Source organism: Psychrobacter sp. P11G3 (genome assembly GCF_001435845.1).
GTDB lineage: Bacteria > Pseudomonadota > Gammaproteobacteria > Pseudomonadales > Moraxellaceae > Psychrobacter.
In genome coordinates this window covers 1,382,835-1,395,480 of record NZ_CM003596.1, presented here as the reverse complement: position 1 = coordinate 1,395,480, position 12,646 = coordinate 1,382,835, and the positions used below count along the sequence as shown (strand labels likewise).

The 12,646-nt window shown below is 43.8% G+C and carries 11 protein-coding genes; 9 read left to right on the top strand and 2 right to left on the bottom strand.

Features of this window, described 5'->3' with window-relative positions; translation table 11 throughout:
- Positions 1-193: 193 nt before the first annotated feature.
- The gene (locus tag AK824_RS05745; RefSeq protein WP_057759623.1) at positions 194-1,489 is read right to left on the bottom strand and encodes an NCS2 family permease; all 1,296 of its coding nucleotides are present in this window, start codon (positions 1,487-1,489) and stop codon (positions 194-196) included.
- Positions 1,490-2,116: 627 nt separating this feature from the next.
- Between AK824_RS05745 and tolQ the strand changes: the two genes are divergently transcribed.
- The 5 genes from tolQ (at position 2,117) to AK824_RS05720 (ending at position 7,731) form a co-directional block, all read left to right on the top strand.
- Positions 2,117-2,839, top strand: coding sequence for a protein TolQ (gene tolQ, locus AK824_RS05740; protein ID WP_057759620.1), 723 nt, complete (start codon positions 2,117-2,119; stop codon positions 2,837-2,839).
- A complete protein-coding gene (gene tolR, locus AK824_RS05735; RefSeq protein ID WP_057759618.1) occupies positions 2,836-3,294 on the top strand; it encodes a protein TolR in 459 nt (152 codons plus the stop codon). Before tolQ ends, tolR begins: the two co-directional genes overlap by 4 nt.
- Before the next feature lie 73 nt (positions 3,295-3,367).
- On the top strand, positions 3,368-4,390 hold the full coding sequence (locus AK824_RS05730; RefSeq protein ID WP_227511211.1) for a cell envelope integrity TolA family protein: 1,023 nt from the start codon (positions 3,368-3,370) through the stop codon (positions 4,388-4,390).
- Positions 4,391-4,526: 136 nt separating this feature from the next.
- Positions 4,527-5,819, top strand: a complete 1,293-nt coding sequence (locus AK824_RS05725; protein WP_057759612.1) for a PD40 domain-containing protein — start codon at positions 4,527-4,529, stop codon at positions 5,817-5,819.
- Positions 5,820-6,324: 505 nt separating this feature from the next.
- Positions 6,325-7,731, top strand: coding sequence for a nucleobase:cation symporter-2 family protein (locus tag AK824_RS05720; RefSeq protein ID WP_057759609.1), 1,407 nt, complete (start codon positions 6,325-6,327; stop codon positions 7,729-7,731).
- Between the two features lie 142 nt (positions 7,732-7,873).
- Here the strand turns inward: AK824_RS05720 and AK824_RS05715 are convergent, their stop codons facing one another.
- Entirely contained in the window at positions 7,874-8,539 is a 666-nt protein-coding gene (locus AK824_RS05715) for a TetR family transcriptional regulator C-terminal domain-containing protein (protein ID WP_057759606.1), read from the bottom strand.
- 523 nt (positions 8,540-9,062) lie between these two features.
- Here AK824_RS05715 and uraD point away from each other — a divergent pair.
- The 4 genes from uraD (at position 9,063) to puuE (ending at position 12,535) form a co-directional block, all read left to right on the top strand.
- Positions 9,063-9,596, top strand: coding sequence for a 2-oxo-4-hydroxy-4-carboxy-5-ureidoimidazoline decarboxylase (uraD, locus tag AK824_RS05710; protein ID WP_057759604.1), 534 nt, complete (start codon positions 9,063-9,065; stop codon positions 9,594-9,596).
- Positions 9,597-9,661: 65 nt separating this feature from the next.
- Entirely contained in the window at positions 9,662-10,030 is a 369-nt protein-coding gene (gene uraH / locus AK824_RS05705) for a hydroxyisourate hydrolase (protein ID WP_057759601.1), read from the top strand.
- Between the two features lie 111 nt (positions 10,031-10,141).
- On the top strand, positions 10,142-11,473 hold the full coding sequence (locus AK824_RS05700) for a urate hydroxylase PuuD (protein WP_057759598.1): 1,332 nt from the start codon (positions 10,142-10,144) through the stop codon (positions 11,471-11,473).
- Between the two features lie 81 nt (positions 11,474-11,554).
- Complete coding sequence (puuE, locus tag AK824_RS05695; RefSeq protein WP_057759595.1) at positions 11,555-12,535, top strand: allantoinase PuuE; 981 nt, start codon at positions 11,555-11,557, stop codon at positions 12,533-12,535.
- Positions 12,536-12,646: the final 111 nt, after the last annotated feature.

The window sequence follows — 12,646 nt, the reverse complement described above, 5'->3', positions numbered from 1 at the left end:
GTTTACTATTGCCCATAGTTTGGCATCACCCTACTTAATACTGGTATCAGAAATACTAAACATTAACCCCCAAAATACCGAACTCAAATTAAGACGATAGGCTTATAATGCTGACAAAAAAACCCTCCTTATCATCAGCTGATAAGGAGGGTTTCTTGATTAAGACGCTATTAATGTCTTGCTACACTTTGCATTATAGGAAGATAATTTTGAACAACAATATAGCAGTCAAAATCCAGACAGCGATACTGATATCCGCAAACTTGCCTGCAATTGCTTTTACAGCTGTAAAGGTAATAAAACCAAGTGCGATACCGTCAGCGATAGAGTATGTAAGCGGTGTGAATAGCAATACCACGACCACTGGTGCTGCTTCTGTTAAGTCGCTCCAGTTAATATCCTTTAGGGTACCCATCATAAGCACGGCTACATAAAAGATAGCGCCAGCCGTTGCATAAGCTGGAATCATACCTGCTAATGGCGAGAAGAAGATACTGAACAGGAATAGCACACCTACCGTAACAGCCATTAAGCCTGTACGGCCACCTGAGGCGATACCAGAGATACTTTCGATATAACTGGTCGTCGATGAAGTACCCAATAAAGAACCCGCTACTGTCGCTGTTGAATCAGCGAGTAGTGCTTTGCCCATGTTCGGGATATTGCCATCTTTGTCCGTTAGTTTTGCTTGACTAGTGGTAGCAATCAAAGTACCAGCAGTATCAAACAAATCGACAAATAAGAAAGCAAAGATAACACTGATCATGCCCACATCAAATGCACCAGCAATGTCTAACTGCATCAGTGTCGGTGCAATAGAAGGCGGTGAAGAGATGATGCCTGTGAACTGTGTATAGCCCATCAGTAAACTAATCAACGCAACCAATAAAATACCAATGGTTACCGCACCTGGGACTTTCTTATAAGACAGGCCAATGATAACAACAAAACCTAATGAAGCCATGACAGGACCGAATGATGTCATGTCACCAAGGCCAACTAAGGTTGCATCATGATTGACGATGATGCCTGCGCTTTGCAATGCAATAAACGCCAAGAACGCACCAATACCAGCGACTACGCCGTTTTTAAGAGACGTTGGAATAGCATTAATAATTGCTTCACGAATCTTAAATAGACTCAATAGTACAAAGATACAACCAGACAAGAACACCGCACCTAGCGCTGTCTGCCACGCGTAGCCCATACCAAGCACCACACCATAGGTAAAGAAAGCATTAAGCCCCATACCTGGTGCCAGCGCAACTGGTAGTCGGGCGTAGATACCCATGATGAAACAACCTACTGCTGCTGCTATACAGGTCGCTACAAATACAGCCCCTTTATCCATACCTGCATCGGCTAAGACGTTAGGGTTGACAAAGATAATATAGGCCATCGTCAAGAACGTGGTTATACCAGCGATGATTTCTGTTTTGATCGTGGTATTTTCACCATTAATCCCAAAATAGCGTTCAATTGCATTCATAAGTGTCGCCCCCGACTGGCTAATAAAAAGTCATCATTACCTAAAATTAAACATGACCTCAGCGAAAAAATAACGATGCCACAATAAGAATAATGTAGTAACAAAGCGTAACATATTAGACCAGTTATCTTACAAACTCAATCGTTGATAATATCTATCTCGTACAAAATAGGATTTTTAGAGACTTCAAGACTATTGGTCAGAAAAGCCACATGAAAAGCTATATATAGTCATGTTGCCCTATGCTATTTGAAAAACGACTTTCTATTCGTTATTAAGGTAATATTCGGTTTGAGTCATGAGTTTTAGGTGATAAGTGTTTGCTATGTCATTATTCATGTTATCCAACTAGCTATTGAATGAATCAGTAGCAGCCTAACCAAATAGTCGTTTAACACATTAATAATGACCTTTCTCTCATTTAGAAGTAAACTAGGGGGTTATTATACCGATACCTAAATCGCGATACTTACTGTTGCAGCATTTTTCTAAGCACAGTTACAAATTTTAGTGAAGAAACGTGCTGCGTATTAAATAATAAAGAGTAAATAGTGTTTGTTTAGGGGTTGTCTGGTTCGGATATCACTATTCCAGCCAGCTGTTATCAATTATTCGTGAGTCCATTACATGCCTGAATCATTAAATATTGTCGATCTTATTACCCAAGCCAGTCTATTGGTGCAGATTGTGATGGCACTATTGTTATTAGCCTCTTTACTCAGTTGGGTTATTATCTTTCGCATGAGTGCGCGACTTGGTACAGCCAAAAATTTTGATCAACAATTTGAGACTTGGTTTTGGTCAGGCGAAGACTTGGCCAAACTATATCAAGGCATTCAGGGTTCTCCTGATCGTCAGGGGCTAGAGCAGATTTTTTATGTGGGCTTTTCAGAATACCTAAGAATGCATAAAAAGCGTCAACCTAAAGACGATATTATCGATGGTGTTGAACGCAAGCTACGCGTGGGCTTAGGTCGTCAGCAGCAATTGCTCGAGTCAGGACTGACGACGCTAGCCAGCATTGGCTCCGTTGCTCCGTACATCGGACTGTTTGGTACAGTATGGGGCATCATGAATGCCTTTTTGGGACTGTCTCAAACTGAGCAAGCTACCCTCGCCTCTGTCGCTCCCGGTATCGCCGAAGCACTGATTGCCACAGCCATGGGTTTGTTTGCCGCTATCCCTGCGGTATTGGCATACAACCACTTCACAGCAAAATCGAGCCGACTATATGACTCGCGTGCCTTATTTTGTGATGAGATGACAGGCATGCTACAGCGTGAGACCAGCGTACAAGCGCCTATTAGTAAAGAAACCCAAGTTAATGCAGGTCAGGTGACAGGGCTATGAAACCAAACCCCTACGGCCGTGAGAAAAAAGCCCTTAATGCAGAAATGAACGTCGTACCTTACATTGACGTCATGCTAGTGCTACTGGTGATATTTATGGTGACAGCCCCGATGCTGATTACAGGTGTCGATGTTGATCTGCCAAAAGAGCAGACCAATACTATGAGTCAAAGCCAACTACCTGTGATTGTTTCTTTGACTGATAAAGGTGATATTTTTATCAGTTATGAAAGCAATGTCGACGTGCCTGTAAGTGAGCCTGAGCTGATTAATACATTATCTAACCTGCAGTCTCAGAACGATAATAGTAATGCTGAGCCAGTACAGGTGATGATCAATGCTGATCAAAACAATCAGTACGGTGCCATCATGACGCTCATGGCGACTTTGCAACAAGCAGGTATCGAAAAAGTTGGATTATTGACTGGCGCACCACTACCTACGCCTTCTTTATAGTGATAAGCGTCCTTTAGTAAATGTCTTATATCATAATAGCCAATCCTAGTAATCAATCTGACAAATCACGTTCATGAGTATCCTTACCATGCATAATGCTCCTGCCGTCTATGTACCTACCGAACCAGAAAGCAACGGGCTAACACTGCCAACGTTGCTAAGCTTGCTGGCGCATGGCCTTGTTATCGGCATACTGGTTTACAACTATCAAACCACTGAAGTTGTGACTGCTGGTAGTATCGAAACAGTCATGGTATCTCCTGAGCAGCTTGCTGAAATGCAAGGACAAATATTGGCCAACCGTGCAGCAGCCAGTGCGATGCAGATGGATAGTAGCACTAGCGACTCGTCCAGTAGTGCTCAACCAGAAGTGTCTGGCAGTAGCGTTAGTGCGCAAAATCCAAGTCAGTCAAGCTCTCAGCGCGTGCCTGTATTTACACGATCTGAGGAGCCAGCTGGTCAACCCATACTGATGAGCGAAGACCATCAACAACGTCTGCTTGAACAAAATCAAGAATATGAGCGCAAAATGGCTGAGTGGGCAGCACAATTAGATGAATCCGCCATGGAAGAGCTTGACCAAGTTGATCAAAGCAAACGTGATCAGCTCATAGAAGAACAAAAGAGACTGGGAGAGTTTCGTCAAAAGCAAAACAATCCACCAAAGATAAAACGTCCCACTGCTAGCGATCGCAATATTGAGATTGATACTGCTGGCTCTGGCAATGCAGGGAAAACCTTTAGCCTATCAGATGGGCAGTCTACTATGTCTGGTGATACGTCAACCTCTAGTACGTCCAAGGGCAGTAGTCGTTCTGCATCCAATGGCAGTCGCGGTGCTAGCAACAGCGAAATCATCAATTTAATCAAGCGCAACTATACGCCGCCTACTGCTGCGCGAGGCTCTACTCAACGTGCCACCCTGACCATCACTGTCAATGCAAATGGCGATGTGATCAATGTGACTGCCTCTGGACCTGATAGCACTGTCAACGAAGCGGCAAGACAAGCGGTACTCAATACTGGCAGCCTCCCGATTGATGCTGATGACCCCAAATACCCGACTTTTACCATACAGTTTAAAGGCAGCAATTAATCAGTTGCTAGGTTCTTGTAATATTGGTAACGTGACGTTAAGCGGCTTGTCTCGCATAGGTTGCTGCCTTATCTAGATGCTTGTCTCATTAAATAAAAAATGAATATCATACTAATTTTAGGAGCTCCATTTACTCATGCGTACCCACAAAAAACTACTAGTATCGTTACTCGCCAGCACTTCAGCATTGCTAATATCGCAAAGCGTGCTCGCTGCACCTGTTGTACTAGAGTTGGACTATGAGATTCCTGTTCAGCAAAACCAAGTCGCGTTTGTATCGTTTGCGGGTGACTCTGTCTTATCACCGATTATATTAAATGACTTGAGTAAAACTGAGCTAAAAGTAACCAATCAAGATCTACCGCAGCAGCCGCACAGTAGTAAAGAGCTGACAGGTACATTACCTGTTTGGCAAAGCATGGGCATACCGTATCTGGTCGTCGGTAGCACGCGTACCAATCGTGGCAAAATAATCACCGATTATGAAGTCATCGATGTCAAATCTGGTCGCGTGATAGAAGGCAAGCAAAGCCTAACCGCCGACAATAATAGAGAAAGTATGCGTTATGCCGGTCATGTCATCGCAGACAAAGTGTACGAGCTGATTACTGGTATTCCAGGGGATTTCTCAGGGCGCATTGCTTATATTGAAGAAACAGGAACTGGCAAACAAAAGATCTCTCGTCTCAAAGTGATGGACGCTGATGGCGAAAATGCTAGAACCATTACTGAAGTCGCAGGCTCTATTTTTTCACCAGCATGGTCACCTGATGGTAACCGTATCGCCTACTCAGTACAACGTGAAAAATCGTATCCCGTCATCTACGTGCAAAACGTCAGTGGTGGCGGCGCAACTGCCCTGACGCCTTTTTCAGGTAGCAACCTAAGCCCCTCGTTCTCTCCTGATGGCAGCAAGATATTATTCTCTAGCAGCTTTGAAGGTAGCGCTGATATCTATGAGATGAGCGCCAGCGGCGGTACACCTAGAAGGCTCACTAATTTACCGAGCAGTGAAGTACAACCAAGCTATGCACCAGACGGCAAATCTTTTGTGTTTGTCAGTGATAAAACTGGCTTTAACAAGCCGCAAGTCTATCGCTACGAGTTTGCCACAGGACAAACGACTAAAGTGTCAAACGGTGGTTATGCAACCAGTCCACAGTTTAGCAGTGACGGTACACAAATTGCCTTTTTAAGTGGACGCTCAGCGGCTATTATGAATAGTAATGGTGCTATCACTACCAATCTTGGCAATACAGGTATCGACGAAGCACCAAGCTTCTCGCCAAACGGTAAACGCGTGGTCTACGCATCGACCCAAGGCGGCAAAGGCGTGCTGACTATCAAGTCCCTCAATGGTGGCGAAGCGTTTGGTAAGTCAGGACAAGGCGTTATCCGCTCACCCGTATGGTCATCAAGCCCAAAATAACTGGTCGTCCACCAAAGTAGCAATTTTGGTTATAGTGGAATAAATATCAACCGTTAAGCAAAATTGTAAAAGCCCCAACCATAACGAATATGGTTGGGGCTTTTTTTGATTAAAAAACAGGAATAGAGAGGCCGATAGGTCTTAGTATTTATTTGTTCTCAATGGTCAACACCCCTCGTCTTTAATCTACCTTTCAATGTTACTTAACCCTCCCTCCTTCGTAACAAACCTGTAAACGCACTAGTACCAAAAAAAACATTGCAATGGCTTTTATTTTACCTATACCCTAAATAGACCTGACTAATTGGTCAGGTTGTTCAAATATTAGCCAACATATATTAGCTATTTTCATTACTTATCTTACAGACGGATGCGTACCCCTATTGTTTACATCGATAAAAAACAAGTCGAAGATTGGGTTAAAACTTTGATCTCGTGATCTACCACATTGTCTAATATCTACAGTCAAGCGGGTGCTAAGCAGTTATTTTAGGAGGAAACCACCATGAGTGAAAACATTCCAGCGAATACCGATTTACTGTATAGACTGCATGACCGTCCTACCCCCATCAAAGCATTTTTAGGTGCTATACAGCACGTACTTGCAGCGTTTGTAGGTATCATCACACCCTCTCTTATCATAGGCGGCACATTAGGTTTAGGAGAGCATATCCCCTACCTTCTCAGTATGTCATTGATAGTATCTGGCGTCGCAACCTTTATTCAGACTCGTAAAGTAGGCCCTATTGGGTCTGGCCTCATGGCATTACAAGGCACCAGTTTTGGATTTTTGGCAGCGGTACTGACAGCAGGGTTTGTGGTAAAAAACCGCGGTGGTGGTCCAGAAGAGATATTATCCGTTATTTTTGGCGTTTCATTTCTCGGTGCATTTGTTGAGATATTTTTGAGTCAATTTATCACCAAACTCAAATCTTTTATGAGCCCTATTGTTACAGGCTGCGTGATTGTCACGATTGGTTTGTCATTAACTAAAGTAGGTCTGACTGACTTAGCGGGCGGGTTTGGTGCTGAAGATTTTGGTAGTATTCCGAACTTACTTTTGGGCGGTGGTGTGCTGGCAAGTGTCGTATTGATTAGCATCATCAATAATAAAGTCATTCGCTCAAGCGCCATCTTTATCGGTTTGATGCTCGGCCTTATCGCTGCCGTATTTATGGGACGTATCGATTTTTCTCTGGTTTCTGAAGCGGCTTTTTTTACAGTGCCAATCCCTTTTAAGTATGGCTTTGGTTTTGATTGGCAGGCTTTTATTCCTATTGCCTTTATGTACATCATTACCAGTATCGAGACCTCAGGCGATCTGACGGCTACCTCAATGATATCAGGTGAACCGATCAAAGGCCCTCTCTATGAGAAACGCATCAAAGGCGGTGTACTAGGAGATGGTGTTAACTCTCTGATTGCGGCGATATTCAATACCTTCCCTGTGACAACCTTTAGCCAAAACAACGGTGTGATCCAAATGACGGGTATTGCCAGTCGCTACGTGGGTTTCTATGTTGGCGGCCTCTTATGCCTGATGGGGCTATTCCCTGTCCTTGGTGCTATTTTTACGCAGTTACCGAAGCCTGTCGTTGGCGGCGTCACGCTACTGATGTTTGCGACGGTAGCGACTGCTGGTATTCGTATCTTATCTACCGTGCAATTCACGCATCGTAATGTCTTAATCATTGCCACCTCACTGGGTCTGGCAACGGGTATCGCCTTTGTCCCTGATGTACTGTCACAAACGCCCCAGTTCTTTCAGAATATCTTTGGCTCAGCGGTAACGATGGCAGGGATTGTGGCCATCACCCTTGATATGATTTTACCTCAAAACTATGGCATCGAGTTTGATACCAAAGCACAGCATGCAAAAGACAAATTAGAACCAACGCAAGAAGTCGCTTAATGCTAAACACAAGCTAGGGCTGAACATATCGAAGTGTTTCGCCGTAAACGAGGTGCACAGAAAAATAGAAATAATCTGTGCACTTCGCTGATTAAGCACCTGACTTATTAAATAGGCACCCTGTCAAATAGGTACCTTGTCATTATTCAAGGCCACAGCCTTTTAAAATAAAAGGCACCAGAAAGTCTGCCGCACGTGCTTCATCTGCTGCGTCATACGCCGTCTTATCCATTAATCCAACGATTTCAATCTCGAATTCAGCATAACGTTGGGTAGTCGCCCAAATCAAAATCAGTAGTTGTAGAGGATCAGTAATCCCAATTTTTCCTTGCTTGTGCCACTCTTTCATTACCTGCGCTTTATCGTGTACCCACTCCTTCATCGTAGTGGACATAAATTCATGCAAATGCGGTGCACCACCGATGACTTCAATCGCAAACAACTTATGGCGACTTGGATTGACAAATGCCTGATGTAGCTTGGTACGGACGAATTTTTCGATGACTGTTTTTGGGTCGCTATCTACCGTCATAGTTACCAAGCCTTCGTTCCATTCTTGAATGATCGAACGCAGCACTGCCATGTAGAGGTTTTTTTTATTTTTAAAGTAATAGTGGACATTGGCTTTGGGTAAGCCTGCCCTATCGGCAATGCCCTGCATCGTAGCGCCGCGATAGCTTTGGAGCACAAACTCTTCTTCAGCTGCCGCTAAGATAAGCGCTTGATTCTGTGCGCGAATGGCTTGTTGGCTACGGTGCGAGGGCGTATCAGTCACTGAGGTTTCTTCCTTTTGATTGTTTTGAGTCATAGCAGTGGTATCTCACTCTAAGAGACAGGTTCGACAAAATAGTCGCTATATTTTGCTATGTATTATTATATAAACACATAGATTTGAGCAGCATAACCTGTTAAATAAAAATATTTCGCATAAAACAGTTGACCAATTAGTCAGGTTTTAGCAAAATGGGAACTGTAAATCAATTACGCCGTCATTAACTACCTCTTGCCAGACGTTTTAGACGGCCAAAATATCAGTGTTTCCTTAGCAAATCTGTTTCATATTGTCAGTTCACTATAACTTGAAATTACGCAAAGCGTATATAAGCGCCAAAGGTTTGACTACGAACACATAGATTACTGGCTTTTGATTTTAAGCCAATTAATAGCTGCTAGCTTAATCAAATCATCCATAAAGCTGAAACAGCCGCTGCTTATCAAGATTACTACTTATACCTATAAGTTTATGCAAATAATCATAAGGTATAAACCTCTATCAAACATTTATCGCCCGATACAGATAGCGGGCTACCCTATTAGAAAAGGATGTCATCGTGAGCTTAACCTTAGCGCAATTCAACGATTTATCACAAGAAGTCGCCATCGCCCAGTTAGTGACTTGCTGCACCAGTAAAAGCTGGGCCTATAAGCTTGCAGACGCCCGCCCTTTTGCAGACGTTGATGCACTGCTAGCAAGTAGCGACGCTATCTGGAACAAAGTGCAAAATGATGAGGCTAACTTATTAGAAGCGTTTGATGGGCATCCGCAAATCGGCAATGTGGCATCTCTAAAAGAAAAATATCGCAACACACAAAGTAGCGCCGCACATGAACAATCAGGCGCTAACGATGCAGCAGATGAAGTCCTCGAAGCACTTGCCAAAGGCAATCGAGACTATCTCGATAAATTTGGTTTTATTTTTATTGTCTTTGCGACGGGCAAAAGCGCACAGCAAATGCTGGATCTGTTATTAGCGCGCCTGCCTAATGATCGTGCTACTGAACTGGCAAATGCAGCCGCTGAGCAAAATAAAATTACGCGTCTACGTTTAACTAAATTACTAGGTAATGCTGAGACAACCAAATAGTAGTCGCAAAGTTAGACTAGCATTTTCACCCGATTTATATTTCTCACAAATTTAAAGGAAGCATTATGTCTGCCACCCTATCATCACATATCTTAGACACTCATCTTGGCAAACCTGCGGCTGATGTCGCCGTTACCTTACACCGCGTACAAGACAATGGTGTCGCCACATTACTAGCGCATGGTACAACCAATAGTGATGGCCGTGTCACACCAGACGCTTGGCAGTTTGATACAGCTATCGATAGCACAGAGCGTCAGCTAAATATTGGCCGCTATACCGTAACGTTCGATACTCAGTCTTATTTTGATGCTCAGCAGCTGACAGCATTTTACCCGCAAGTGGTTATCGACTTTGTAGTAAACGATGCCAGTCATTATCACGTGCCGCTTCTGCTTAGTGCGCACGGTTATAGCACCTATCGCGGATCGTAGCTCTAGCGTTGTTTAGCTCTCTGCTTTGTTATTAGTTTTCAAGAAATACTATCAAAAGAAATTACCAAGACATTTTATTAAGACACTGTCATATTAAAGGACATTTATTACATGGGCGCCTATCTTCTCGAATGGTTGAGTTTATTTTTCCGCTGGTTTCATGTTATCGCTGGGGTAGCATGGATTGGTGCATCGTTTTATTTTGTGTGGCTAGATCTAAGCCTACGCAAACCGCCACAGTGGAAAACAGACAAAGGCATTTCGGGTGATCTTTGGGCCGTCCATGGTGGCGGGTTTTATGAAATTGCCAAATACAAACTCGAACCCGAAGAGATGCCAAAGACGCTACATTGGTTTAAGTGGGAAGCTTATACCACTTGGCTGACGGGTGCGGCGATGATGTCTATCGTCTATTATGCCAATGCAACTGCCTACCTAATTGACCCAAGCAAAGTACCTTTTACCAGTATCGGTGCCATTGCCACCAGCTTGCTTTTCTTGTTTGGTAGTTACTTCATTTATGAAGTGATCGTGCGCAGTCATTTGGGTAAAAACGCGTTTATCTTTAGTACGCTAATTTTTATCTTACTGGTCATCGCGAGCTGGGGTTCTTATCAGCTGTTTAGTGATCGCGCCTCATTTATACATATCGGTGCTATTTTGGGCACGGTGATGGTAGGTAACGTATTCTTCGGTATTATGCCGGCTCAGCGTGCGCTCGTTGATTGTGTGCGGCGCGGCGAAAAACCGGGTAAAGAAGTGGCTGAATTGGCATTACAAGCCAAAAACCGCTCACTGATGAATAATTATTTTACCCTACCGCTGATTTTTACCATGATCAGCAACCATTACCCAATGATGTATGCTCATGAGAAAGGTTGGTTGGTATTGGTCTTCGTCGGTATCATTACCGCGACTGCCCGTCATTACTTTAACCAAAAGCATTTGGGTCATAAAAAACCACGCTACTTGGTTATTCCAGCCGTATTAACCGTATTATTAATTATTTGGATGCGACCTGAGCCTATTGAGCCAGCACCTGCAATGCCTGCTTCTGCCTCAGTAGCACCTACGACAACTGATAGCACCCCCATAGCTACAAGCACGACTACTGACTCAAGCACTGATACCGTTGCTAATGCTAATAACAGTATTAGCACTGATGCAGCTACTGCTGAAGCCGTACCCGTGAGCGCGTCAGCAGATGACGCTATGATGAATGTCGTGCATACGCGCTGTAGTACTTGTCATGCGGTACAACCGACGCAACAAGGCTTCGCCGCGCCGCCAGCAGGTATTATTTTGCAAACACCAGAAGACTTAAAAATTCATAAAGCGAAAATCGTCACTGCGGTACAGACTGGCTATATGCCGCTTGGTAATATTACTCAGTTGACTGATGCCGAGCGCCAACAGCTCGTAGCCTATGCATCATCACTTTAATTTGTGATAAAAAATAACTGTCCTTTACGAGCAATATTTTAATAAATATCTAAGGCTCTAAGAGATATAGGAATATAGATAATGAGCAAAAAAATTACCAGTGACTTTGATCTGAGCACGTATCCCCGCGACCTAAAAGGCTATGCTGGCAATCCACCAAAAGCGAACTGGCCAGGTGGCGCAAAAATCGCCGTACAGTTTGTATTAAATATCGAAGAAGGGGCAGAAAATAGCGTCATCCATGGCGATGGTCAATCAGAGCGTTTTTTGTCTGATATTTTGGGCACACCAGAATTTAACAACCGTCACCAGTCTATTGAATCTGCATTCGAATACGGTAGCCGTGTCGGTATATGGCGTGTATTAGATGTCTTTAAAGATTATGGTATTCCTATAACCACGTTTACCTGTGCCGCCGCTGCTGAAAAAACACCGCATATTATCGAGCGTGTATTAGAAGACGGTCATGAGATTGCCAGTCATGGTCTACGCTGGATCACTTATCAGGATATGTACCGTGAAACGGAGCGCGAACACATTCGCTGTGCCACCCAAATATTTCAACGTATGCTCGGTGGTCAACCTCTCGGCTGGTATACAGGACGTGATAGTCCAAATACTCGTGAACTGGTCGCCGAGCAAGGCGGCTATACCTATGACTCTGACTCGTACGGTGATGAGTTACCGTATTGGCTCAATGTAAAGGTCCAAGACGGCAATGTCATCACGCGCAAACCACATTTGGTCATACCTTATAGCCTCGAGACCAATGACATGCGTTTTTCGTCTAGCCCAGGGTTCACTCATGCCGAACCATTTTATCAATATCTAAAAGACAGCTTTGATACCTTATACGAAGAAGGCGCACACACCCCTAAAATGCTGACTATTGGCTTGCATTGTCGCATTATCGGACGTGCAGGACGCATCAAAGCGCTAAAGCAGTTTTTGCAATATATCACCAGTAAGCCTGATGTATGGATATGCCGCCGTGATGATATCGCTAAACACTGGTACGAAAACCATCCTGCTACGTCAGACAACACTGCTAACTGGATGTAAGCTAGGCTATCGTCCTAGTACTCATTCTACTTAGCTGAGCACGTGCTAATGAGCATAGATTAATAAATAAGATAAGCCATACGTTATTAATACACACCATTATTGAAAAAG

Excerpts from the sequence above, each read along its gene's own strand:
- AK824_RS05720 (WP_057759609.1), top strand. The coding sequence starts at position 6,325 with ATGAGTGAAAACATTCCAGCGAATACCGATTTACTGTATAGACTGCAT.
- AK824_RS05715 (WP_057759606.1), bottom strand. The coding sequence starts at position 8,539 with ATGACTCAAAACAATCAAAAGGAAGAAACCTCAGTGACTGATACGCCC.
- tolR (WP_057759618.1), top strand. The coding sequence starts at position 2,836 with ATGAAACCAAACCCCTACGGCCGTGAGAAAAAAGCCCTTAATGCAGAA.
- AK824_RS05745 (WP_057759623.1), bottom strand. The coding sequence starts at position 1,489 with ATGAATGCAATTGAACGCTATTTTGGGATTAATGGTGAAAATACCACG.
- uraH (WP_057759601.1), top strand. The coding sequence starts at position 9,662 with ATGTCTGCCACCCTATCATCACATATCTTAGACACTCATCTTGGCAAA.
- AK824_RS05700 (WP_057759598.1), top strand. The coding sequence starts at position 10,142 with ATGGGCGCCTATCTTCTCGAATGGTTGAGTTTATTTTTCCGCTGGTTT.
- AK824_RS05725 (WP_057759612.1), top strand. The coding sequence starts at position 4,527 with ATGCGTACCCACAAAAAACTACTAGTATCGTTACTCGCCAGCACTTCA.
- tolQ (WP_057759620.1), top strand. The coding sequence starts at position 2,117 with ATGCCTGAATCATTAAATATTGTCGATCTTATTACCCAAGCCAGTCTA.
- puuE (WP_057759595.1), top strand. The coding sequence starts at position 11,555 with ATGAGCAAAAAAATTACCAGTGACTTTGATCTGAGCACGTATCCCCGC.
- AK824_RS05730 (WP_227511211.1), top strand. The coding sequence starts at position 3,368 with ATGAGTATCCTTACCATGCATAATGCTCCTGCCGTCTATGTACCTACC.